General features: G+C 58.4%; 18 protein-coding genes and 1 tRNA gene. 13 read left to right on the forward strand and 6 right to left on the reverse strand.

Annotated elements, in window-relative coordinates:
* Positions 1-57: 57 nt before the first annotated feature.
* The 12 genes from N8H22_RS11805 (at position 58) to N8H22_RS11860 (ending at position 17023) form a co-directional block, all read left to right on the forward strand.
* Positions 58-1071, forward strand: coding sequence for a hypothetical protein (locus tag N8H22_RS11805; protein WP_264590705.1), 1014 nt, complete (start codon positions 58-60; stop codon positions 1069-1071).
* A gap of 279 nt (positions 1072-1350) precedes the next feature.
* Positions 1351-1671, forward strand: a complete 321-nt coding sequence (locus tag N8H22_RS11810) for a hypothetical protein (RefSeq protein WP_264590706.1) — start codon at positions 1351-1353, stop codon at positions 1669-1671.
* A 103-nt stretch (positions 1672-1774) separates the two neighbouring features.
* Positions 1775-5056, forward strand: a complete 3282-nt coding sequence (locus N8H22_RS11815) for a helicase-related protein (RefSeq protein ID WP_264590707.1) — start codon at positions 1775-1777, stop codon at positions 5054-5056.
* 32 nt (positions 5057-5088) lie between these two features.
* Positions 5089-5622, forward strand: coding sequence for a hypothetical protein (locus N8H22_RS11820; protein ID WP_264590708.1), 534 nt, complete (start codon positions 5089-5091; stop codon positions 5620-5622).
* A gap of 23 nt (positions 5623-5645) precedes the next feature.
* Positions 5646-6413 carry a DUF4391 domain-containing protein gene (locus tag N8H22_RS11825; RefSeq protein WP_264590709.1) on the forward strand — a complete coding sequence of 256 codons (768 nt, stop codon included), beginning with the start codon at positions 5646-5648 and terminating at the stop codon, positions 6411-6413.
* A 10-nt stretch (positions 6414-6423) separates the two neighbouring features.
* On the forward strand, positions 6424-8373 hold the full coding sequence (locus N8H22_RS11830; protein WP_264590710.1) for a site-specific DNA-methyltransferase: 1950 nt from the start codon (positions 6424-6426) through the stop codon (positions 8371-8373).
* 11 nt (positions 8374-8384) lie between these two features.
* Positions 8385-10067, forward strand: coding sequence for an RNA-binding domain-containing protein (locus N8H22_RS11835; protein WP_264590711.1), 1683 nt, complete (start codon positions 8385-8387; stop codon positions 10065-10067).
* Between the two features lie 102 nt (positions 10068-10169).
* A complete protein-coding gene (locus N8H22_RS11840; protein ID WP_264590712.1) occupies positions 10170-13271 on the forward strand; it encodes a DEAD/DEAH box helicase family protein in 3102 nt (1033 codons plus the stop codon).
* Between the two features lie 225 nt (positions 13272-13496).
* Positions 13497-14147 (forward strand): conjugative transfer protein MobI(A/C), encoded by a 651-nt coding sequence (mobI, locus tag N8H22_RS11845; RefSeq protein ID WP_264590713.1) that lies wholly within the window; start codon positions 13497-13499, stop codon positions 14145-14147.
* A gap of 209 nt (positions 14148-14356) precedes the next feature.
* Positions 14357-14638, forward strand: a complete 282-nt coding sequence (locus tag N8H22_RS11850) for a helix-turn-helix domain-containing protein (protein WP_264590714.1) — start codon at positions 14357-14359, stop codon at positions 14636-14638.
* Positions 14628-15509, forward strand: coding sequence for a toprim domain-containing protein (locus N8H22_RS11855; protein ID WP_264590715.1), 882 nt, complete (start codon positions 14628-14630; stop codon positions 15507-15509). Before N8H22_RS11850 ends, N8H22_RS11855 begins: the two co-directional genes overlap by 11 nt.
* Positions 15506-17023: a YfjI family protein gene (locus N8H22_RS11860; RefSeq protein WP_264590716.1), complete on the forward strand. Its 1518-nt coding sequence runs from the start codon at positions 15506-15508 to the stop codon at positions 17021-17023. The genes N8H22_RS11855 and N8H22_RS11860 overlap by 4 nt, the downstream gene beginning before the upstream one ends.
* Before the next feature lie 1646 nt (positions 17024-18669).
* Here N8H22_RS11860 and N8H22_RS11865 read toward each other — a convergent pair.
* The 6 genes from N8H22_RS11865 to N8H22_RS11890 form a co-directional block, all read right to left on the reverse strand.
* Complete coding sequence (locus N8H22_RS11865; RefSeq protein WP_264590717.1) at positions 18670-18894, reverse strand: AlpA family phage regulatory protein; 225 nt, start codon at positions 18892-18894, stop codon at positions 18670-18672.
* A gap of 132 nt (positions 18895-19026) precedes the next feature.
* Positions 19027-20346 carry an integrase arm-type DNA-binding domain-containing protein gene (locus tag N8H22_RS11870; RefSeq protein ID WP_264590718.1) on the reverse strand — a complete coding sequence of 440 codons (1320 nt, stop codon included), beginning with the start codon at positions 20344-20346 and terminating at the stop codon, positions 19027-19029.
* Positions 20347-20508: 162 nt separating this feature from the next.
* Positions 20509-20584 (reverse strand) — tRNA-Thr (locus tag N8H22_RS11875).
* 86 nt (positions 20585-20670) lie between these two features.
* Entirely contained in the window at positions 20671-21879 is a 1209-nt protein-coding gene (locus N8H22_RS11880; protein ID WP_264590719.1) for an SAM-dependent methyltransferase, read from the reverse strand.
* Positions 21880-21980: 101 nt separating this feature from the next.
* Entirely contained in the window at positions 21981-23357 is a 1377-nt protein-coding gene (locus N8H22_RS11885; RefSeq protein WP_264590720.1) for a TRAP transporter large permease subunit, read from the reverse strand.
* Positions 23350-23898, reverse strand: coding sequence for a TRAP transporter small permease subunit (locus N8H22_RS11890; protein ID WP_264590721.1), 549 nt, complete (start codon positions 23896-23898; stop codon positions 23350-23352). Before N8H22_RS11890 ends, N8H22_RS11885 begins: the two co-directional genes overlap by 8 nt.
* 321 nt (positions 23899-24219) lie before the next feature.
* On the opposite strand from N8H22_RS11890, the gene N8H22_RS11895 reads away from it, so the two are divergent.
* Positions 24220-25326 (forward strand): TRAP transporter substrate-binding protein, encoded by a 1107-nt coding sequence (locus N8H22_RS11895; RefSeq protein ID WP_264590722.1) that lies wholly within the window; start codon positions 24220-24222, stop codon positions 25324-25326.
* Positions 25327-25367 lie beyond the last annotated feature (41 nt).

Below are 25367 nucleotides of genomic sequence, written 5' to 3' on the forward strand. Positions count from 1 at the left end.
GTCAATCGAAGTGGCCTAAGGCCTACGTACTGACAAATATGCCAAGGAGGCGATCCGATGAAATGTTTCACCATCATATGTGCACTCGCAGCGGCCATGCTGCTTTCAGGATGTGTCTCCGACCCTTGGATGAAAGACGTTTCGGTGAGGTTGCCGGCGACTTCGTTTGATAACCAAGACGAGCAAATTCGCATTGGCTACCTAGCACGGTATCTGGCGGACGCGGATGCGCGGGCCCGCTTAGAGAGCCGTGTCTTAGAAACGGAGTATGTGCGGCAATGGGATGCAGTTGATCATTCAACATTCACATCCATGTCGGCAGATTTGGCTGTGGGACAGTTTGGCTCGGCAGCAGGTGATGCGTTGGGCGCCTCTGTTCTAGTGCTCGGAATGCTGAGCGGAGACGGAAGCCTGAAGTATATCAGCCAGGCATTTATGCCTGATGAATTCGATGGCAAGCCGTTACGTACCTCTGAAGAGGTACGGGGCGCGCTGATGACAATGATGGATCGCCGCCTGCAGTCGGTTGCTGGAGCGCTGAGCGCCAAGCTTGCTTGCTTCTACGGGTGTGAATCATCAAACCGGATTTACCGCATGGCCCTCGGTGGGCAGGTGTTGGCGAGCCGCTATCCGTACCTGCCGGAGCAATTTCTTGTCGCGGTGAATATCGGTGAAGTTGAAGCTGTTACATCGACCGACCCTATCAGCGCACTGGTCGGTTTCCCTGTGAAGTGGAAGACCCAGCAGGGAAACAGTGCTTCTGTTCGGATGTTCGACAAACCGGCCTTGCTGACTAGGGGGGCTCTCGAAATCGCTAGGGACAGTAATGGGTTTATTAGTCCGTTAGGTTGGCGATCCATGGACCATACGACGATCGGCACGCAAATTATAGCGACGCTTTACGCCTCTCCTCATTTGATCTGGGGCGCGCAGCGTGGGCTTCCGAACCGGATCTTTCACAACGGCCACGCGTACGGCTTCATATCTAATGGGCGCCCAGAGTTCGTTAACAAGCGCCTCTCAGTGCCACTCCTCCCAGTCACCGGGCCCGCACTTGATACGAAGCTATAGTCTCACGACTTGCTAGTTCATCTTGATAGGCCACCATCCGCGTACATGGCTTGTCGGGAGAGACTACATGCGGGATTTTTCATTGCGGCTCAATGAGATTTTGGAGATGGCCGAGCGGACGCCAGGCTTCTTCGAGGTGGAAATAAGCTTTTGCATCAGGCTGCACGAGGGGAACGAGAGTTATTTTCTGCGCCTAGTCTCTGACGCTGATAGCTTGGAAGTGCCAAATCAAGCTTGCTTGGCTTCGCCGTCTATCAATAGCTGGTTCTAGGAGCTGGCATGATTAAGCAGCTATTAAGAGCATGGCTACGGCCTAAAAGTATCAGGGAAGGATATATAACAATCATTTACCCTCAGCGAGGTCGAGGCGTGGTCATCCATGACACGCTTACCAAGGGCTCAACGTACAGCGGGTCCGGCATCGCCTACGCTGAAGAGCTTGAAGAGCTTGAAGAGCTTGAAGAGCTTGAAGAGCTTGAAGAGCTTGAAGAGCTTGAAGTACTCAAACCAATGTTTGAGTTCAACCCGGCGACAGGCCTCCCAATGGTAAGCGATTGCTTTGATGCTGGAGGGAACGCGTTCGGCTTCGGGGATGATTGAGCAGTGGACTGTGAAGACGCAGTCCGAAGCCGACAGTAAAACGTGAAGTTCCTCTTGTTCTTAGTGATAATCCGAGCCTGCTCCGCTTGGATGGTTACGTCTCATGGAACTGATCGACAACATCAACGCGCTGCTCGGCGAGGATCTTAAGGGCCAGCTCAAGCCCGGTGCCAAGCTAAAAATCGCTGCCTCCTGCTTCTCCATCTATGCCTACGTGGCGCTGAAGAAAGAGCTGGAGAGCATCGACTTCCTGGAGTTCGTCTTCACGTCGCCGACCTTCGTACCCAGCGAGGCCAGCGACAAGCTGAAGAAGGAGCAGCGCGAGTACCACATCCCCAAGACCGAGCGCGAACGTAGCCTCACCGGCAGCGAGTTCGAGATTCAGCTGAAGAATCAGCTCACCCAGAAAGCCATCGCCCGCGAGTGCGCCGACTGGATTCGGCGCAAGGCGACCTTCCGCTCCAACCGCGGCCAGGCGCCGATGCAGCCGTTCATCGGGGTGAAACGCCAGGCGAGCGATGCTGTCTACATGCCGGTGCAGGGCTTCACCGCCGTGGACCTGGGCTACCAGAGAGGCAACGCGCTCTCCAACATCGTCACCCGTTTCGACGAGCCATCCCACACGGGCATGTTCCTCAACCTGTTCGAGCAGATCTGGAACGACCCGGACAAGCTGGAAGATGTCACCGCGCGCCTCTGCGACCACATCGCCTCGGTCTATCAGGAGAACGCGCCCGAGCGCATTTACTTCCTGATGCTCTACAACATCTTCCGCGAGTTCTTGGAGGACGTCAGCGAGGACGTGCTGCCCAACGAGCTTACCGGCTACCAGGACACACTGATCTGGCAGAAGCTGTTCAACTTCCAGCGTGATGCGGCGACCGGGCTGATCAACAAGCTGGAAACCTACAACGGCTGCATCCTGGCCGACAGTGTGGGCCTGGGCAAAACCTTCACCGCGCTGGCCGTGATCAAGTACTACGAGCTGCGCAACAAGTCCGTTCTGGTGCTCTGCCCGAAGAAGCTGGCCGACAACTGGCTGAACTACAACCAGAACCTCAAGACCAATATCTTCGCCAAGGACCGCTTCAACTACGACGTGCTGTGTCACACAGACCTCAGCCGTACCCGCGGCACCTCGCTGGGTATTCCGTTGGACCGGGTCAACTGGGGCAATTATGACCTGGTGGTGATCGACGAGTCGCACAACTTCCGCAACAACGACGCCTACAAGGACAAGGAAACCCGCTACCAGCGGCTGATGAACCAGGTCATCCGCCAAGGCGTTAAGACCAAGGTGTTGATGCTCTCTGCCACCCCGGTCAACAACCGCTTCAACGACCTGAAGAACCAGCTGGCCCTGGCTTACGAAGGCGACAGCGAGGCACTGAGCAAGCGCCTGCGCGGTGATCAGGACATCGAGCAGATCTTTCGCCGCGCACAGGCCGCCTTCAACGCCTGGTCCAATCTGCCAGCGGAGAAACGCACCGCCACGGCGATCCTCAATAGCCTCGATTTCGACTTCTTCGAGCTGCTCGACAGCGTGACCATCGCCCGCTCGCGCCGGCACATCGAAACCTTCTACAACACCGCCGACATCGGCCGCTTCCCCGAGCGTCGCAAGCCGCTGTCCTTCCACTGCCCGCTGACCCAGCGCAGTGACGTGATCGGCTTCAACGAGATCTTCGACCAGCTCTCGCTGCTCAAGCTCGCCGTGTATGCGCCGGTCAGCTACATCCTGCCCAGCCGGCTGAAGAAATACGAAGAGCTGTACGACACCCAGACCGAAGGCGGGCGCGGCAAGCTCAAACAGGCCGACCGCGAGAAGAGCCTGCAGGCGCTGATGACCACCAACCTGCTCAAGCGCCTGGAAAGCTCGGTGGAAGCCTTCCGCCTGACCCTGCAAAGCCTGCAGGCCAGCCATCGCAACGCGCTGGAGAAGATCGCCAACTTCCGCAAGACCGGCCTGGAGAGCGGCTTTGCCGACGTCTCGGCGGCCTTCGAGGATGTCGATTTCGACGATGACAGCCTGCCGGTGCCGGGCGACTTCAGCATCGGCAAGAAGATCACCATCAACTTGGCCGACATGGATCTGCCCTCCTGGGAGCAGGACCTGCAGACCGACCTGCTGTACATCGACGAACTGCTCGGCGAGATGCATAAGGTCACCCCGGCCGACGATGCCAAGCTGCAGCACCTGAAAACCCAGATCGCCAGCAAGCTCGCCTCGCCAATCAATCCCGGAAACCGCAAGGTGCTGATCTTCACCGCCTTCGCCGACACCGCCAATTACCTCTACGACAACCTGGCCAGCGACCTGCAGCGCCACCACCAGGTGCATACCGCTAAGGTCACCGGCAGCGATGCGCCCAAGTCGACCCTCGGTACCATGCCCGGCAGCCGGCAGAGCTACGACTTCCAGGGCCTGCTGACCCTGTTCTCGCCGCGCTCCAAGGAAAAGGCCGCGATCTACCCGAACGAGCCGCGGGAGATCGACATCCTGATCGGCACCGACTGCATCTCCGAAGGCCAGAACCTGCAGGACTGCGACTACCTGATCAACTACGACATCCACTGGAACCCGGTGCGCATCATCCAGCGCTTCGGCCGGGTCGACCGGATCGGCTCGCAGAACGCCAGCATCCAGCTGGTCAACTACTGGCCGGACATCAGCCTCGACGAGTACATCAACCTCAAGGAGCGGGTGGAAAACCGCATGATGATCGCCGACGTCACTGCGACCGGCGACGACAACGTGCTCAACGCCCAGGCCAACGATGTGGCCTACCGCAAGGAGCAGCTGCGCCGCCTGCAGGACGAAGTGATCGAGATGGAAGACCTCAAGACCGGCGTCTCCATCACCGATCTCGGCCTCAACGACTTCCGCATGGACCTGCTCAACTACATCAAGCAGCACGGCGAGCTGGACCACCTGCCCAATGGCCTGCATGCCGTAGTGCCGGCGCGCCCCGAGATGGGCCTGCTGCCCGGCGTGATCTTCACCCTGCGCAACCGCAACCATGGGGTGGACATCAACCAGCAGAACCGCCTCTACCCCTACTACCTGATCTACATCGGCACCGATGGCCGGGTCATCAGCGACCATACCGAAGCCAAGCGCCTGCTGGACCTGGCCCGTAGCGCCTGCAAGGGTTACAACCAGCCGATTGCCGAAGCCTACCAACGCTTCAACCAGGCCACCGATGATGGCCGCCAGATGCAGGCCTACTCCAACCTGCTCGATCAGGCCATTCGCGCCATGATCGAGGTGCAGGAAGAGAAGGACATCGACAGCCTGTTCAGTGGCGGCCGGACCACCGCGCTGTGTGACAGCATTACCGGCCTCGACGACTTCGAGATGATCGCTTTCGTCGTGGTCATCTGAACCCTGCTCCTTGCCTTCATGGATGAATCCAGATGAAAAAAACACTCGCCGCAGCCATTCTTTCCGGCCTGTTCGCCTCGGCGGCGACCGCCAGCACCGTGCCGTCCGAAGCGGACATCAAGCGTCAGGCCCTCGCGGTTGCCTACAAGCATGCCGAGAGCATTGGCTGTACGGACCCCGAGTACGTGAATCAGGAATTTATGACCCTGGTGCCCTGGGCGGACTTGTACGACAGGGAGCTGGCCGAGTATGCCGTCATCTGGAACGGTGACATTGGCTGTGCCGGAGGCAGCGGTACGACCGGCGTCCACCTGTCGATCGTCAAGGTTGGCGCAGGCAATACCTTCTATGTGGACCCACACAAGTCGTCGCCGGTGACCGAGTTCGAGTTCTACTCCAGCACGGGTTACGATGCCGTGGTGGCCAATACAGGCGATGTGATCGTCATCGATGGTCGGGACTATGCCGAGAACGATGGCCGCTGCTGCCCGAGCCTGAAGGTGCGTTACACCCTCAAGCGCAATGAGCAAGGGCACTGGAAACTGTTCAACAAGAAAGCCCTCTAGGCCCCTTCGTCGGCATGAGCCCCATGAGCTGCGGACAGCTGTTCAAATTCCCGGAAAAGGCCTGGTTCGACCGGGTGATACCCAAGTCGAAGATCTACGAGCACGCCAAGTCGGACGGAGCCCTGCGTGACACCTTCGTCAGTCAGGTCGAGCAGATCCGCTGGGCCTACAAGCTGGCTCCCGAGACCCTCAATCTGCCGGCGGCCCGTACGGTCCGCGAGATTCAGGTGTTCCAAATCGAGCTGCGCAGCGCAGAGCTGGATCATGCCGTGCTGCGCGCCATCGACAAGGCCATCCCGTTTCCGTTGCTCTTCGAGCTGAGCTACCACGGCCGGGTCAAACTGGCCGCGGCCTGGAAGCGACCGAGCGAAGCCAATAGCAGCCACTGGGTGGTGGGCAACTACTTCGAGAGCCAGTGGCTGCCGCATGACTCGCCCCGCCAGCCGCTGCCCGTGGTGCTGGACATGGCGGCCCTCTACGAGCAGCTGCTGAGCCCATTGGTGGCAGGCCAGAGCCAACCGGAGTCCGTGTCTGTCTCCACCGGAGAAGCGCCTGCCCCGTACTCAACCACAGTGCAGGTCGCTGCTGGCTCGGTCAGCCTCAGCCTGGAGCAGCGTATTGCTCTGGCCGAGCGCATCGCCGCCCAGAGCAAGGAGATCGAGCGGATCAAGGCGCGCCTTGGCCGCGAAAAACAGTTCAACAAGCGCGTAGCCATTAATGCCGAGCTGCGCGATGCCAGACAGGAATTGGAGCGGCTGACCCGTCAGCAGGCCGCTGCCGCACAACATTGAGAGAGACCCGATGGACAAACTGAAAATGCACAGCCCTGACCTGAGTCAGGAAAACATCGCGAAGATTCGCGAGTTTTTTCCTGGTTGCGTGACCGAGGCGCGGGACGACAAGAACGGCAAGCTGCGTCTGGCGGTGGACTTCGACCAGCTCAGGCAGGAGCTGAGTGACCATATTGTGGAGGGACTGCAGGAGCGCTATCGGCTGGATTGGCCGGGGAAGCAGGAGGCGTTGGCTCTGGCTAATATGCCAACAGCAAAGACGCTACGGCCAGAGCCAAGCGAGAGCCTAGAATTTCCTGAAACGAAAAATCTATTCATTGAAGGCGACAACCTCGACGTACTGAAGCTGCTTCAGGAGAACTATCTGGGCGCAGTAAAGATGATCTACATAGACCCGCCGTACAATACGGGCGGGGACTTCATTTATAAGGATACATTCAGAGATGGCGTGCAAGAGTTCTTGATAGCTACAGCTCAAGAGGATGACTCTGGAGACAAGCTTGTTGCAAACAGGGACACAAGCGGGCGCTTTCACTCGGCATGGTTGAGCTTTTTATATTCACGCATACGACTTGCCAGAAATCTACTTCGCGAAGACGGCGTTATTCTTGTTTCGATCAATGACAAGGAGCAAGCGAATCTAAGGAGAATGTGTGATGAAGTGTTTGGCGAGGACGCTTTCATTGCACAAATGATCTGGAACAACGAAGGAAACGTGGACCAACAGAGCAAAATAAAGGGAGTCCACGAGTACATATTAGTCTATTGCAAAGACGGCAAGAAGCTTGTGCGTCCGCGCGTAATCGACCCGAACATCGAAGAAACAAGCAAGCTTTTTAATGACACGATCGAGAACTCTATCACTAAAAACGGCCCTGCAAATCCAGAGTCAACAGTAACTCTTCCTGAGGGTTTTCCCGCAAAATTCGAAAGCGGAAAAATAGATCCGAGAAACGATAAATATCCAAAAATCATTGACCCGATTATCGTAAGAAGTGGACGATTAGTTTCTCCGGCACGAATTAGGAGTGGGTGGAGCTCAAGAAACCTTCTAGATCTCTTCATAAATAATGGCTGCGTACCAATCAAAGACTCTGAGGGAAAAGAGACTTGGTTCGATCTCACTGAAACAGGGGCAATTTATAATTACAAACGGCGGAGTGCCGAGCAGGGGCATGTATTGTCCGTGATCCGTAATGTTGGTACAACGAAGCAGAATAGCAGCATGCTATCGGGCTGGGGGTTGAAATTCTCATATCCCAAGCCGGTTTATCTGATTCAATACCTTGTATCGGTATTTGCAAGCGACGAAAAGAATAGCATTGTCATGGACTTTTTTGCCGGTTCAGCAACAACCGGAGACGCTGTTTTACGCCAAAACGTGCGCGACGGCCTGAATCGACGCTTCATTCTTGCACAGTATCCGGAGCCTTTAAGTGAGGAGCTTGGCTCTGTGCAGAACATCAGATCGATCGCAGACATTGGAAAAGAACGACTGCGGAGGGCTGGTGAGGCAGCCAAAAGCAATGAGTATCACCCAGACTGGAACTGCGATGTCGGCTTCCGCGTGCTCAAGGTCGACACTTCCAATATGAAAGACATCTACTACCGCCCAGATCAGCTGTCGCAGGCCGACCTGTTCGAGTCGGTGGACAACGTCAAACCCGACCGCAGTGCCGAAGATCTGCTGTTCCAGGTGCTGGTGGACTGGGGCGTGGACCTGACCCTGCCGATCCGCCACGAAACCCTGCAGGGCAAGACGGTGTTCTTCGTCGACGACAATGCGCTGGTCGCCTGCTTCGAGCCGGGCATCAGCGAAGACTTGGTCAAGGAGCTGGCCAAGGCCGAACCGCTGCGCGTGGTGTTCCGCGACAACGGCTTCGCCTCCGATGCGCTGAAGATCAACGTCGAGCAGATTTTCCGTCAGCTGTCGCCAAGCACTGAAGTCAGGACGCTTTGAAGGAGGCCGTAATGGATCATCGGGCTTTGCAGGCGCTGCTGGAGTCACTGGTCGAGCGCTGGGAAGGCGAGGTGGTGGAGTTCAAGCGCGCTGGCAATGACTATTCCAGCGACAAGATCGGCCGCTACTTCTCCGCCCTGGCCAACGAGGCGAATCTGCGCAACCAGGATCGGGCCTGGTTGGTGTTCGGCGTGGACAATCGCACCCGTTGGGTGGCGGACGGCGGCACCGACTACCGCCCGCAGCCCGAACGCTTGCACAACCTGAAAATGGAGATTTCCGACTCCACCGAGCCTAGCGTCACACTGCGCGAAATCCATGAGCTGAAGCTGGATGAGGGCCGGGTGCTGCTCTTCGAGATCCCCGCCGCTCCGCTCGGGTTGCCGATTGCCTGGAAGGGGCATTACTACGCCCGTTCCGGGGAAAGCCTGACCCACCTGGGGCTCGACAAACTCGACGAAATTCGCGCCCAAGTAGGCGCTGCGGACTGGTCGGCCCAACTGGTGCCAGGGGCCACCCTGTCACACCTAGACAGCGTAGCTCTGGCCACTGCCCGCCAGTCCTTCGCCAAGAAGTACGCCAACCGTTTCGACCTGGACGAGGTAATGGGCTGGCCGGTTGCCACGTTTCTTGACCGCGCCAAGCTGACCCGTGACGGGCAGATCACTCGGACGACCTTGCTGCTGCTTGGCAAGCTGGAGGCCGCCCACCTGCTGTCACCGCACCCGGCGCAGATGACCTGGAAGCTGGAAGGACCGGAGCGGGCCTATGAGCATTTCGACCCGCCGTTCCTACTTGCCAGCAGCGACTTGTATCGCAGGATTCGTAATATCCAGATCCGTATCCTGCCGGACGACCAGCTACTGGCGGTGGAGCTGGCCAAGTACGACCAGAAGATCGTCCTCGAAGCGCTGCATAACTGCATCGCCCACCAAGATTACAGCCGCAGTGGTCGGATCGTTGTAACGGAGCTTCCCGATCGGCTGGTGCTGGAAAACGAAGGTGGTTTCTTCGAAGGGCAGCCCGACGACTATATCGCCGGTACACGGACGCCACGGCGCTACCGCAATCCCTTTCTGGCTCAGGCGATGGCCGAACTGAACATGATCGACACCATGGGCTACGGCATTCATGACATGCACACCCGCCAAGCTCGGCGCTTCTTTCCCATGCCGGATTACGACCTGAGCGAGCCGCAGATGGTACGGCTGACCATTCATGGCCAGGTGGTAGACCCAGCTTATAGTCGACTGCTCATCCAGAAAACCGATCTACCGCTGGAGGACGTGCTAGCCCTGGACCGGGTGCAGAAAAAACTAGCGATTCCAGATGATGCCGTCGCGCGGCTCAAGCGGGCAGGTCTGATTGAAGGGCGCAAACCTAACTTCCATGTCTCCGCCAGCGTTGCCAAAGCCACTGCCAGCAAAGCGGATTACATCCGCACCCGCGCTCAAGACGACGAGTTCTACGCCAAGCTGCTGACGGACTACCTAGAGCGCTTCGAGCAAGCCAACCGCGCCGAGATCAACCAATTGCTGCTGGACAAGCTCAGCGATGCGCTGACCCCTCAACAGAAATACAACAAGATCAGTAGCTTGCTGACGAAGCTGCGGCGCCGGGGTGTCATCGTGAACACGGGGTCGGATACCGCATCTTGCTGGGAAATTGCAGAGAGCTTCAAAAGAGAAAAATAGAGAGCCTGCAAAGAGATCTGAGTAAAGTCATTAAAAATCAATAGATTACAGTTATTTGTAGGCTCAGCCTGCAGAGAGCTTGCAGAGAAGGTCAGTGGTGAGATGAAACTCAAATTCAAAGTACAGCCCTACCAGACCCATGCTGTCGAGTCCGTGGTGGACTGCTTTGCCGGCCAGCCACTGAACGATGGCCTGACCTATCGCATCGATCCCGGCCAGCAAAGTCAGGCAAATGCTTTCGAGGAGGGCTTCAAAAACGCCGACCTCGCCTTGAGCGAAATGCAGTTGCTGGAGAACATCCAGAAGGTGCAACGCCTGCAGAACTTGCCGGTATCCCAGTCACTGGTCGAGTTCACCACCTTCGACGCCAAGGGCGCCCGCGTGCCGGTCAAGGCGACCTATAAGAAAGAGGCCTTGGCCGCCACACGCATCCACCTGGATGTTGAAATGGAAACCGGCACGGGCAAGACCTATTGCTATATCAAGACCATTTTCGAGCTGAACAAACGCTACGGCTGGTCAAAGTTCATCATCATGGTGCCGTCGATCGCCATCCGCGAAGGGGTGCAGAAGTCTCTGCAGATCACCGCCGACCACTTCACCGAGAGCTACGGCAAGAAGGCGCGCTTTTTCACTTACAACTCCAAGCGGCTGCACGAGCTTGAGAGTTTTTCCTCGGATGCCGGCATCAACGTGATGGTGATGAACATCCAGGCATTCAACGCCCGTGGTGCCGACAATCGCCGCATTTATGACGAGCTGGATGACTTCCAGTCGCGAAAACCCATCGACGTGATCGCCGCCAACCGTCCGATTCTGATTCTGGACGAGCCGCAGAAGATGGAAGGCGCCGCCACCATGGAGGCGTTGCCAAAATTCAGGCCGCTGATGATCCTACGCTACTCGGCCACCCATCGAACGCAGCACAACCGCATTCATCGCCTTGATGCGCTGGATGCCTATAACCAGAAGCTGGTGAAGAAGATCGCCGTGCGCGGCATCCAGACGCGCGGTCAGGCGGGCACCAATAGCTATCTCTACCTGGAAGGCATCGATATCTCCAGCAAGGCACCGGTGGCCCGCATTGAGCTGGAAGTGAAGCTGAAGTCCGGAGAAATCAAGCGCCAGCTGCGCCGGCTGGCGTTCGGCGATGACTTGTTTGCCCTGTCCGGTGAACTGGATCAGTACCGCGACGGTTTCGTCATCAGCCAGATCGACGCCAACACCGACACTGTGGAGTTCACCAACGGCCTGGTTCTGAAGGCTGGGGAGGCCAATGGCGATGTGTCCGAACGCGACATCCGCCGCATTCAGATTCGCGAAACCATCAAGGCTCACCTGGACCGGGAGAAGCAGCTGTTCGCCCAGGGCATCAAGGTACTGTCGTTGTTCTTCATCGACGAGGTGGTGAAATACCGCGATTACAGCCAGGCGGACGAGAAAGGCGAATACGCGCGAACCTTCGAGGAGGAATATCAGCCGCTGAAAGACGAATATCTGTCGGAGCTGGACCTCGATAACCATGCCTATCGTCAGTACCTGTCGGGTATCGACGCGCAGGCCACTCACAACGGCTACTTCTCCATCGACAAGAAAACCAACCGCCTAAAAGACCCGGCCGTAGGGGGCAGGGCGGTCGATTCGGATGATGTGGATGCCTATGACCTGATCCTCAAGGACAAGGAGCGGCTGCTGTCGTTTGCCGAGCCCACGCGGTTCATCTTTTCCCACTCGGCCTTGCGCGAAGGCTGGGACAACCCGAACGTGTTCGTCATGTGCATGCTCAAGCACAGCGACAACAGCATCTCCCGCCGCCAGGAAGTGGGGCGCGGCCTGCGCCTGTGCGTAGACCAGCACGGCGACCGTGTTGATCATCCGGCCGTTGTGCATGAGGTTAACGTGCTAACGGTAATTGCCAGCGAAAGCTATCAGAACTTCGTGGCCGGCCTGCAGCAGGAAATCGTCGAAACTCTCACGGCACGGCCACGCCAGGCCACCGAGAGCTACTTCACCGGCAAGGTGTTGGGCACCGAGCAAGGGCCGGTCGAAGTGACGCCGGCCATGGCCAAGCAGATCTATCGGTACCTGGCGAAAAACGATTACACCGACGATCTGGACCAGATAGCCGAGGCATACCATCAGGCCAAGGCCAATGGCTCGCTGGCATCCTTGCCGGCCGAGCTACAGCTGTATGCAGATCAGGTTTTCGAGCTGATCGACAGCGTCTTCAGCGATGCCCAACTGCCACAAGTGGACGACGGCCGCAAGCCAAAAACCAACCCGCGCAACGCTAACTTCGATAAGAAGGAATTTCAGGAGCTGTGGAGCCGCATCAACCGCAAGGCGGTGTATCGCGTCGAGTTCGACTCGCCCGAGCTGGTGCGTAAGTGCATCAGTGCGCTCGATAGCAAACTGCGCGTTACCCAGCTGCAATACACAGTGCACAAGGGCATTCAGCAGGCCGGTCTGACAGATGAGCAACTGCGCGCCGGGGAGGGCTTCAGGGTGGAGGAGACGGCAACCGACTACGCCGACTCGATCCACTCGACGGTCCGCTATGACCTGCTGGGCAAGGTGGCTGAAGCCACGCAACTGACCCGCAAGACCGCAGCCGAGATCCTACAAGGCATCCAGCCGGCGGTGTTCAAACAGTTCAGCCAGAACCCGGAGCACTTCATCGCGGAGGCATCGCGATTCATCATCGAGCAGAAAGCGACCATGGTGATCGAGCGGCTGGTGTATGACGAGATGGATCAGCAGCACGACGTTGCGATCTTCACCGCCAACCAGGTGAGCCAAGACTTCTCACGAGCGACGGACAAGCTGAACAAGCACGTCTACGACTACGCCATTGTCGATTCTGATATCGAGCGTCGTTTTGTACAGGAGCTGGATACCAGCAACGAGGTGGTGGTGTACGCCAAACTCCCGCGCGGTTTCCTGATCCCGACCCCGGTGGGCGATTACAACCCCGATTGGGCGATTTCTTTTAAGGCGGGTAGTGTCAGGCACATCTACTTCGTCGCCGAGACCAAGGGCAGCATGTCGTCGCTGAAGCTGCGAGAGATTGAGAAGACCAAAATCGAGTGCGCGCGCAGGTTCTTCGATGAGATTAGCCAGCGTGTCACGCAGGACCGTATCAGGTACGACGTGGTGACCGATTACGCACAGCTGATGGACGTTGTGGCGCCTGTAGCCAGCTGAGTGCGGCACTCCTGCCCCGGTCGGGGCGGCTCCCTGACAGCCCCCCGTTCCACATAATTATCTTGGTGGAATGACACCCCCCTGTTCCACTGCCAGGCCCAGTGGAACAGGGGGGTGTCATTCCAGAGTCTGGCGGGGTAATTCATCTTATCGAGTATTTTCACAGCACCGCGATCTCTCTGCCCATTGAATACTGCTTCTCGGTTATTACGAGGGAGAAGCGACATGACTGATGACGATCCTCTGTCTCGGCTTGCAGAGGCTGTTGAGTATTTCCGTGAGCAATCTGAGCTGTTTGAGTCAAGGGGGGCTCCGGGTGAGCCTCCGCAAGCGGTGCCGCTTTCGGCTCTAATCCGGTATGGCAGTTCCGTGGTACGTGTTTGGCTTGATCTGATGGCCGCATCTCTTCAGGCGGAGGCTGTCGAGGTCAAACAGCAGTTCCGTCAAGCCCGGGCTGAATATCAAAAAGAGTCCAGAAAAAACAGAGCATGGACTTACGACGTGCGGGTAAAAAACACACCTAATGGTGCCTATGTGGAGTGGCTGCGCTACAAGAAACGGTACGGAGACGCCTCTTTTTCGGAGGGAATCCGTAGCGAGGGTCGTAAAAAAATTCCTGCGAGGAGTTTCAAACCTTGCTCAGCCATCGAGAAAAGTGCAATTAGTGCCGCAGAAGACGAATTTTTTCCCTTGCGGCAGGCTACGCATTGGTTCTCAACTATGGCCGGTGCTCTGAACGCGCTCTCCCAAATGCGTTTTTCCGATACCCCACAGGATGTGATACCTAGTTATGACCCTCTGGACTGTCGTTTTGGCTGCAGCTGCCCAGAGCCTTGCAACGAATACCTGGATTCTTTGAATATGTCTTGGGGCTAAGCGCCCAAGCCAAGTCACAACTCCAGCATTAAAGACGATGGTGTCCGCATATTTTAAGCGGAAACCATCGTTTTTTTTTGGCTGGACACTTAATTCAGATCAGATCGGAGGCTAATTGCAGAAATCCCTCAATTAGGCGGAACACAGCCAAGTGACTTTATAAAAAACTATGCATGACGGTATACCGCCATACATGAAGGAGTAAATTTATGAAGTCCAAAAACATTCCTAATAACGAGGAGATCCACGCTGAAATTGCCTTGCATCTGCGTTGCGATATCGAGGAGTTGCCGTTCCTGCTGACTCCGGATGAGGTAGCGCACGTCTTGGGAGTAAAACCGATCACCCTGGCTACTTGGCGATCCACTGGCCGTTATAGCCTGGCGTATTTGAAAATCGGCCGCTGTGTGCGCTATCGCGTGAGCGATTTGGCCGCTTTTTTGGTCAGCCGCCGCGGAACGCACACGGGAGAGCTGCGCAATGATTTCTGATCCGGTAGCGCTGTTCCGTGGCGAACTGGTAGGCAAGTTTGGCCAGCTCGATCTGTTGCCCATCCCGGACGGGAAAATTCATCGCTTCCATATTGCCGGAGATCGTGCCGACTCCCGCAACGGTTGGTATGTCCTGCATGCCTCTGGTCTCAACTGCGCCGCCGCCTTCGGCAGCTGGAAAACTGGTGAGCGGCACACTTGGAGCAGTCGAAAAGCTTTCCGCCCCATCGAGACCGGGCAGCTCCGGCAACAACTGGACCAAGCCAGGCACCACCGGGAAGCTGAGCGGTGCCAGCGGCAGCAAGCTGCCGCCCGGTACGCATGCCAGCTGTGGAGCCAGGCTGGACCGGCTGAGCCGCACCACCCGTACCTGGCCAACAAGCGCTGCCAGGCTCATAACCTGCGTCAGCGTGGTGGCGTATTGCTGGTCCCGCTTTACCACGCAGGTGAGTTGGTGAACTTGCAGCGAATCCACGGTGATGGCAACAAGCGGTTCCTGCGAGGGGGGAGGATTACTGGCTGTTATGCCCCGCTTGGAAACCCAGTAGCCGGCAAACCCCTTTATATCTGCGAGGGATGGGCAACAGGGGCGACCTTGCATGAGTCCACCGGTTCAGCGGTGGCCTGCGCCATGAATGCCGGCAACCTGCTGCCGGCTGGCCAGGAACTGCAGCGGCGGTATCCGGATACGGAGCTGATCATCGCAGGTGATGATGATCGCCAAACCAGTGGCAACCCAGGTCGTACCGCTGCAACCGCAGCTGCCAACACGCTCAGCATCGGACTGGTTTTTCCAGCCTGGCCTGAAAACGCTCCGTTGTCGCTTACCGATTTTAACGACTTGCGCCAATGGCGGGAGGTGCGCGCATGAACGAATCGCTGATGACTAAGCCGACCTATCCCGAGCCACTGCGGCTGCTACCTGATCTGGAGGCCGCCGCACCGTTCCCGCTGCATGCCCTAGGCGAGCTGCTGGGAGGAGCCGCTGCCGCCATTGTCGAGGCCGTCCAGGTTCCTGAGGCGCTGGCCGCTCAGTCGATCCTGGCAGCTAGCGCGATGGCCGCCCAGCCCCACGGCAATGCACTGCGCGATGGACAGCCGATTCCCCTGTCGCTGTTTGCCCTGACTATCGCGGAGTCCGGAGACCGAAAATCTCCTGCGGACCGCCTGGCACTACGTTCGCACCATGGCCATCAGAAAGCCCTCCTAGAGGCGTACGTTGAAAAACAGCGGAGATATCGAGATCAACGCGATGCCTATCAGCGTGCCCGCACAGGGATCCTGGAAAGCGGCAACAGCGATCCTGAGGTGGTGGCCACCGAACTGGGCAGGCTTCAGGAGCCCGAGGCGCCGGCCCTGCCATTCATCCTGGCTGAGGAACCCACTCTGGAAGGGCTACAAAAATCGCTGTTGCGGGGGCATTCGTCACAGGGTTTTTTCAGCGACGAAGGGGGTCAGTTTTTCGGTGGGCACGCGAGCAGGCCTGAAAACCTGCTAAAAAGCGTGGCTGGCCTATCAAAGTTATGGGATGGCGCACCGATTATCCGCACCCGCTCTGCTGAAGGGGAAAGCGCATCCAGGATCGGATGCCGACTGAGCGCGCACTTGATGATTCAGCCCATCGTTGCGGAGGGCGTACTGGGCAATCCAATTATGCGAGGTCAGGGATTTCTGGCTCGTTTTCTGATTGCCTGGCCGCAGTCTTTAGCCGGGACCCGTTTCTATCGGAACAGCGACCCGAACTTGGACGTGCGCCTCGTGAGCTATTGGGAACGAATGACACAACTACTGCAATTGGAGCCTCGCGTAAATGACCGGGGCGATTTGGACCCGCCTACGCTCATGATGGACACTCCAGCAAAAGCGGTTTGGATTGAGGCCCACGATGCCATCGAGGCCGGATTGGGGCGGGGTGGTGATCTGCAGGAAATCAAAGCCACCGCCGCGAAGTCGGGTGAACACATTCTGCGTATCGCTGGAGTACTAGCCATTGTTGAAAACACCAGCGTATTGACTAGGCCAATTGTCGAGCGGGCCGCTGTGCTTGTGCGATGGTATCTGGCCGAAGCACTACGTCTGACGAGCCCGGTTGCTGTCGAGCCCCATCTACTGTTGGCGCAGCAACTGCTTGACTGGTTCATCGAAAGGGGGTGGTCAACGTTTGACGCCCGAACGCTGCAACGGGATGGACCACGGTTTGCCAGAAAAAGCGCGAGGCAGCGTGACCTCCTTCTAGCTACGCTAACCCTGCATCGCCAAGTACTGACAAGCGATGGGAAGCACTACCGAGTCAATCCCCTGGCGACAAGTGGCAACGCGGCTTTTGTTTCTACCGAGATGTCGCCAGGTGTCGCCAATGTGTCGCCGGCATCCACCTCCACATGAGAAAGGCGGTCGCCATTGTCGCCGCTGTCGCCAACTCCGTGGATTTAAACTATAGAGCTGCTTGCAAATCTGCCAATGGCAGGTCAACGACGATGCGCTCAATAATGTCGATTTATGGTAACGCAACTTGGCGGGCTGCAATTGAATGCAGCGCGGCCTGCTGATCCGTCGCGCCGAGCACTGGCAGGAACCCCTGCCAGTGCTGCTGGACACACACTATCGACTACGTGCAGGTCAAGGACGATGCGGTGAGCGCGTAGCGATTTCAGCCAGGACAAGTCCCCAGGCCAGGATGCACGCCGGTCACCTGCCTCTCGCTGCTGCGACGTTCGCAGCCCGCACAGCCGTCTGAGACAATCTGTCAGCCTCGCGCGCGCAGAATTTTCTGCGGACTCAGGAATGAATGCCCGCTCCGGCACGGGGCTGGCGACCGGTGGCGTATTCAGCTCGCGCACCTCGCTAATCAGATCCTCAGCCACCGGATCAGCAGCGCAGCCTCGCTCGCTGTGTGCGCTAGATATCGGCTAGCAACGCGCAGGCGTCGGTGTCGTTGCGCCCGGATTGGTTGGTTTGCGCTACCTATTAAGCATCGAAGCGGCGGTCGCGAACGCATCCTGGCCACTTTCCGGTACTGGCCTAATCTCCCGCTTGCGACAACGGCGATTTCGGCGACTCAACAGACAATGCAATTCGGGTGCGTGGCGACGCACTGGCGACAGATGGCGACTGTACTGGTTTCTACCAAGATTCACCCGACATCCCGCGGACGCTGCTTCGAAATATGTAACCACTGTCTGCTTCAGACAACAGAGATAGTCGTTCCGCAGCAACTATTTCAGTTCCAGCAGAGCCCTTGCTACTAATTAAAGAAGAGGTAAATTAAATCTAAATGCAACCGAGGCCGCCGGTTAAGCGGCTGGGCCAGCCGGCGGTGCCGAGTAACACCGGCAGCGCGCCATGGGTTTAAAACCTTACAGGTTTGCCTCCGACCTAGGGGCGCGTATTTCACTTTGCTAGGGGTAATCGTATTGAGCAGATATATCGGCACGCCGAAGATATAGTGACATTTGCAGAAGCGCAGGAAGGCTTCTGCGAAGTTTAATTAACGGTTTATATTCGCCGAAATCAGGGTGCCGACAGTGAATTTATTCGTATGCAGCTTGAAAATTTAGATGGCGAAGGTCGACAACTGACGGTGAAAAAATCGAGATCTAATGAAGATGCTTGGTTTTAAAAGTGAACTGGATAAAACGGTTACTACGCCAGGCCACGCAAGAGAGTCAGCCTGAAGATTTCGGCTATGTCACTATCATCTATCCTGCGGGCAAAGATCCCGTAGTAGCACACGACTTGCTAGGGATAACCACGCCTCTCTCAGAGAACATCCGACAGCGAAAGCTCCAACTCTCTCTCGCATTGCAAGTCATGAAAGCCGACGAGCGCTCTGCGGGCTTGAAAGATGTGGGGGGGGAAATGAAGCACGTCGTCGCTGGGAGCAGATAACTAGTGCGTTCATCAAATAGGTGGACACTATCGCCCTTGGCGCAAGGATCAGGAGTCCGAGGCAGGAGCCGTATGCGTTAGTTTCGCACGTACGGATCTGTGCAGTGGGTGGCAGGTAACTGCCATCCCTACCGCGACCGTGTTCATACGGCGTCCCTTTCTTTCATCTTGGCGAGCAGCCAAGCGTTGACCTCATCAGCTACGTAGTAGCAACGAGCACGACGGTCAATGCCGGACTTGATCGGTTTGGGGAATTCAGGATCGCTTTTTAGCAGTCTGTAAAGCCCGGATCGGCTTTTGCCGAGCATTGTCTGGAGCTTCGATTGAGAGATGAGCATATTGCCTTCGAGGGGAAGCGTAGAGTGCATTTGAGTACGTCTCCATGTGAGTTGACATACTCAATTCTCTACATTTGCGAGCAGGGCTAGGCTTCTCTAATTACAGGAAAGCAGGAATATCACCGCTTGACTCATCGGGAAAGAGCCTTAGTGCAATGCCATCTACAGCACCGCTTGGTTTAGCCTCGACACGTTTTCCGATGCCTGTTCAGGATGTGCAAACTCATACGGAGTAACGAAGCACGAACGGCAGGTGTCTAGGTAGTCGGCCCACCACTGCACCATCAGACGTCGTTCTTGGAGGTGCCTGGCTAAGTGGGTATATGCGCCTCGCACGCGGTTTCGTTCTTCGTGGCCCATTTGGCGCTCAACTGCGTCCTCGGTCCATAGACCGGACTCGACAAGTGCCGAGCAGGCCATTGCTCGAAAACCGTGGCCACACAGCTCCGTCTTCGTGTCATATCCCATGCGACGCAGAGCAGCGTTGATGGTATTTTCGCTCATGGGCTTCCAGAAGTGGCTATCGCCTGGGAAAACCAGATCGAAACGGCCGGTAAGTTCCTGAGTCTTTTTCATCAATTCCACAACCTGGCGGCTGAGCGGAACTAAATATGGAGTTCCCATTTTCGCTCCTCGGGTGGAGAAGCGTACCCCCTCGATGGCGGCACGTTTGCCAGGTATCGTCCAGAGCGCGCGGTCCAGATCAATCTCAGGCCAGCGAGCCAGGCGTAGCTCGCTGGAGCGTACAAAAGACAACAGGCAAAAATGCACAGCGATACGCGTCAGCAAACGTCCCTTGTAACCATCCAACCGCTCTAGTAATTCTGGTATTCGCTCAAACGGAAGGGCAGGTCGGTGTGTTATTTTGCTGGTGATGATTGCTCCATGCAGGTCGTTGGCTGGATTGGATTCAATATGCCCCTGCTGGACGGCCAGACGCATAATGCTTGTCGTGTACTGGCCCAGGCGACTCGCGGTCTCGAGGATGTCTCGTTTTTCTAATTCTCGAAGGGGCTCTAGAAGGTCAAGAGTCTTGAGCTCTCCGATAGGCCTGGCCCCCAGCGTTGGAAAAAGGTGCGTCTCCAGCCGGCGTAGCACGGTGTTTGCGTGATCCGGTTTCCATTTGCGCGCACTGATTGAATGCCATTCCCGCGCGACAGCTTCAAACGTACTTTTTCGAGCCCTTTCTGCATCGAGTTTTGACTGCTTCGCATGTTCGATGGGATCGATGCCGTGCGCTAGTAGCTCTCGGGCTTCGGCTCGGCGGTTGCGGGCTGCTTTCAAGCTGAGGGCGGGGTAAGTGCCGAAGGTGGCCAAGCCAGCTCTGCCATCTGGTCGGGAATATTTGAATCGCCAGACTTTCGTGCCGCTTTTCTTCACCAGGAGATGCAAGCCCTGGCCATCAAACAGGGTGTAGTCAGTCTCGCGGGCTTTCGCCGCCTCACATTTGGGGTCGGTGAGAGGGGTGACCAATCGTGCCATAGGTATACGGGTTCCTATCGAATCCAAAATATACCGACACGTATACCCAACATCGCGAAACATACAAACGCACTCGGGTGCACCCAGAAACAACAAACCCCGCACGAGACGGGGTTTGTTGTCGCTTTCGGATTCACTCAGGAACACAAGAAAGCATGCGATTGGTGCCGGCACCAGGAGTCGAACCCGGGACCTACTGATTACAAGTCAGTTGCTCTACCAGCTGAGCTATACCGGCAAACCGGGCGCCATTATAGCCATTGCGCGCGGCGAGTAAACCGTTCTCTGCCAAGCACTTGCGAGGTTTTTGTGGATTGGACCGAATCACGGGCGTTCGGCGAGCAGCAGCAGGTTGCGCGGCGTGAGCTGGCTGGGGCAGAAACTGCCGAGCCGCACCTCGTAACCGTGCTCTTCCAGCAGTAGGGCGCGATCGAGCAGTAGCCAGAGTTCCAGCGGGCGGCGGAACAGGCCGCGCAGCAGTTCCAGGTTGCGTACCGCCGCCAGGCGTTGCCAGCCGGCGCGCTCGAGCGCGGCCCAGTCTTGCTTGTCCGGCTCGGGCAGTTGCTTGAGCGCGGCGAGGTCGCGGCAGTAGCTGGCGAAGTCCTTTTTCAGCCAGGCAACAGGTAGCGAGGGCGTGGGCAGGTAGTCGTCCCGCTGGCGCAGCTGGCGCTGCAGCAGATCGAAGGCGAGTCGCCAGGCCATCGACTGGTCGCGGTGGCGGCGTTCACGGTTGCCGGCGGTGACCGTTTCGCTCAGCGGCAGGCCGAGGTCATCGCGCGACAATTGCAGTGCGGAAGCTTGGGCGACGCGCGACAGTGGCTGATAGGTCGCGCTCTGGGTGCGGTTGTAGCAGCAAGGCGCAACAGCGAGCTGGCGGATATCGCCGGCGATTGCCAACTGCAGCAGGCGCACATGCAGGTCACCGCAGGCGTGCAGGGCGACCGGCGTATGCTGCGGTTGCAGCTGCACGGCGCAGGTGGTGGCCAGCACATCCTGGCAGCGATGATCGGCGTGGATGCCGAGACGTTTGCTCAGCTGCGCACCGGCTTCGACCAGTGCGGCATCCCACTCCAGGCAGGTCAATGCGCTGCCGTCCTGGGCCAGCTGGCGCCCGAGATGGCCCTTGCCGGCGCACCAGTCCAGCCAGTGCCGCGCAGGCTGGCGAAACTGCAGGTGAGCCGCGAAGGCGCGAATCTGCTGCCATTTGCGTCCGGGTACATCGACCTGCTGACGACTGTCAGGCGCTGGCAGGTCGTGTGCCGGCAGTTCCGCCAGCTCGCACAGGGCCTGGGCTTCTGCAGCCAGCTGCGGGAAAGGCGCCGGGGCCGCGAGCGCGGCAGGGTCGTTGTGCGCGGCCTCGGCGTCGCTCAGCGAGCGGCCGCGCAGCCAGGCGGCCAGCTGCGGGTGGAGGTCTTCCCAGTCCAGGCGGTGCTGGACGAAGGGGCGCGGTCGCCACAACGCCTGGTGTTCGCTGAGGAAGCGATCAAGGGCGAGGAAGTGCTCGGTGAGGGAGGCGTGAGGCTGCATCGACATGGCTGAGGGTCAGGCGAGCGCCGATTGTAGCGATGATCACCGCTGCGCGCTCGCGACCCCACAAAGCAGAACGCCCGTCGGTGACGGGCGTTCTGGATGGCTTATTTGCCGTATACCTGCTCGGGCAGCCAGGTGATGAGGTCCGGCCAGAGGTAGGCGACCACCAGCATGAAAATCTGGATGCCGATGAACGGAATCACGCCCTTGTACATGGTGCTGGTCGGCACGCTGCGTGGCGTGACGCCGCGCAGGTAGAACAGCGAGAAACCGAACGGCGGGGTGAGGAAGGAGGTCTGCAGGTTCAGCGCGAACATCACCCCGAGCCAGACCGGATCCAGGCCCATGGCCAGCAGGATCGGACCGACGATCGGTACCACCACGAAGATGATCTCGATGAAGTCGAGGATGAAGCCGAGCAGGAAGATCACCAGCATCACCACCAGGAAGGCGCCGAGCACCCCGCCAGGCAGCGAGTGCAGTGCGTCCTCGATCAGCGCTTCGCCGCCGAAGCCGCGGAACACCAGGGAAAACAGCGAGGCGCCGATCAGGATCAGGAACACCATCGAGGTGATTTCGGTGGTGCCGAAGGCGACTTCCTTCAGCTGGCTGAAGTTCAGCTGCCGCTTGACGATCGAGAGCAGGGTCGCGCCCAGCGCGCCGATGGCGGCGGCCTCGGTGGGGGTTGCGTAGCCGGTGAGGATCGAGCCCAGCACCGCGGCGATCAGTACTAGCGGCGGCAGCAGTGCCTTGATCAGCGTGCCCCATTCGATCGGCCCGAGTTCTTCCTGCGGCAGGGCCGGCAGCTTCTTCGGCTGGAAGATCGCGACGAGGATCAGATAGAGGATGTACAGGCTGACCAGCACCAGGCCTGGCAGCAACGCGCCGACGAACAGGTCACCCACCGAGACGGTTTTCGGCGAGAAGATGCCCATCTTCAGCTGCGCCTGCTGGAAGGCGCTGGACATCACGTCGCCGAGCAGAACCAAGATGATCGACGGCGGAATGATCTGTCCCAGCGTGCCGGTGGCAGCCAGCGTGCCGGTGGCCACCGCCGGGTCATAGCCGCGACGCAGCATGGTCGGCAAGGCCAGCAGGCCCATGGTCACCACGGTGGCGCCGACGATGCCGGTGGAGGCGGCGAGCAGCGCGCCGACCACGCAGACGGAAATCGCCAGGCCACCACGCAGGGTGCCGAACAGGCGCGACATGGATTCCAGCAGGTCTTCGGCGACCCGGGATTTTTCCAGCATCACCCCCATGAAGACGAACAGCGGTACCGCCAGCATCGTCTGGTTGTTCATGATGCCGAAGATGCGGTTCGGCAACGCGTGCAGGAAGCCGACATCGAAGGTTCCGGTGACCACGCCGACGCCGGCGAACAACAGCGCCATGCCGCCCAGGGTGAAGGCCACCGGGTAACCGGACATCAGGGCGATGCAGATGCTGATGAACAGCGCGATTGCCATGATCTCAGCCATGCTGCACCTCCTCGTCCTGCGGCAGGCGGCCGGCGAGGCGGTAACCGAGCTTGATCAGGTCGGCGATGGCCTGCAGGGCGAGACTGAATACCAGCACCAGGATGATGCTCTTCTGCAGATAGACGAACTTCAGTCCACCGGACTCGTTGGAGCCCTCATGGGTCGCCCAGGAGCTGGCGACGTAATCCCAGCTGTTCCAGGCGAGGAACAGGCATACCGGGATCAGGAACAGCAGATGACCAAGGCCGTCGACCGCGGCCTGCCGGCGGGAAATCAGCTTCTGATAGAAGATGTCGACGCGTACGTGACCGTTACGCTGCAGGGTCCAGGCGGCGGCGCCCATGAAGACCAGGGCATGGGCGTACATGACGGCTTCTTGAAGGGCGATGGCGCCGATACCGAAGCCATAACGCAGCACCACGACGATCGCAGTACCGATTACGAGGAACAGGGTGAGCCAGGCACAAAGCTGGCCGAGACGCTGGTTGAGCGTATCGATAAGGCCAGCCACGCGCAGCAAGGGCGGGGCATTCAGGGACATTGTGAGTCCTTCTTGTGGGTGCCAGGGTTGGCGGAGGTGGGGATTCTTGCAGTACTGGCGCTTTGCAGCAATCGCCATACGACTTTTAGCGAGATGGGCTAGGCTTGGGGCGCTGTAGTCTCTACTGTTAGGCCGCCTCGATTGCGTTGGTGTCGGCTTGAGCGAGCACCCTTGGCAGGCTCAGGGCATCGCGGCAATCGGCTGATCGATGTGGATCGCTCGCTGTTGCGATCTGAGTCATCATGCAGGGCGCGAAGCACAGCAGATCGGCAGCGCGCAGCGTTGCCGTTGCGCAATAAAACAAACAACAAGGAGCACCGCATGAAACGTCGTGACATTCTCGCCGCCGCTGGCGTGGGCCTGGCGGCTACCGCCTTGGTCGGTTGCAATGACAAGAGTGAAAAAACCGCCGCGGGTGAGGGCAAACAGGCCGCCGAGCAGCAGACCTTCAACTGGAAGATGGTCACCTCCTGGCCGAAGAACTTCCCGGGCGTCGGCGTGGGTGCCGAGCGCTTCGCCACCCTGGTCAACGAAATGAGTGGCGGCCGCCTGAAGATCAAGGTCTACGCTGCCGGCGAACTGGTTCCCGCTCTGGAAGTGTTCGACGCGGTTTCGCGCGGCACGGCCGAGATGGGCCACGGCGCGCCATACTACTGGAAGGGCAAGGTCCCGGCCGCACAGTTCTTCTGCGCGCTGCCGTTCGGCCCGAACGCCCAGGAGATGAATGCCTGGTTGCACCGTGGCGGCGGCATGCAGCTGTGGGAAGAGGTGTACAAGCCGTTCGGCGTGCTGCCGATGGCCTGTGGTGCCACCGGTGTGCAGACGGCCGGCTGGTTCAACAAGGAAATCAACTCGGTCGACGACTTCAAGGGTCTGAAGATGCGTACCCCGGGCCTGGGCGGCGAAGTGCTGACCAAGATGGGCGGTACCGTGGTCAACATGCCGGCCGGCGAGATCTTCACCGCGCTGCAGACCGGCGCAATCGACGCCACCGAGTGGATCGGGCCGTACAACGACCTCGCCCTCGGCCTGCACAAGGCTTCCAAGTACTACTACACCCCGGGCTGGCAGGAGCCGAACGTCACCTTCGAGCTGGACGTGAACATCAAGGCCTGGGAAACCCTGCCGGATGATCTGAAGGCGATCGTGCGTGCTGCCGCCCGCGACGTGAACGGCGACATGCTTGACGACTACAACGCCAAGAACATGGAGGCGCTGGAGCAGCTGCGCGAGCAGGGCGTGGAAGTACGCCGCCTGCCGGACGAGGTGCTGGCGCGCCTGAAGGAAGTCGCCGCTGAAGTGGTCGATGCCTCTGCCGCCGCCGATCCGGCTGCGACCAAGGTATGGGAACAGCAGCGTGCCTACCTCAAGCGTCTGTACGAGTACGCCGAGCTTAACGAGAAGGACATCTACAACATCCGCGGCTGATCTTCGGTTCGGATAAAAAAACGCCACTCCGGCAACGGGGT

The sequence above is a fragment of the Stutzerimonas sp. S1 genome (assembly GCF_025966695.1).
Classification (GTDB): Bacteria; Pseudomonadota; Gammaproteobacteria; order Pseudomonadales; family Pseudomonadaceae; genus Stutzerimonas.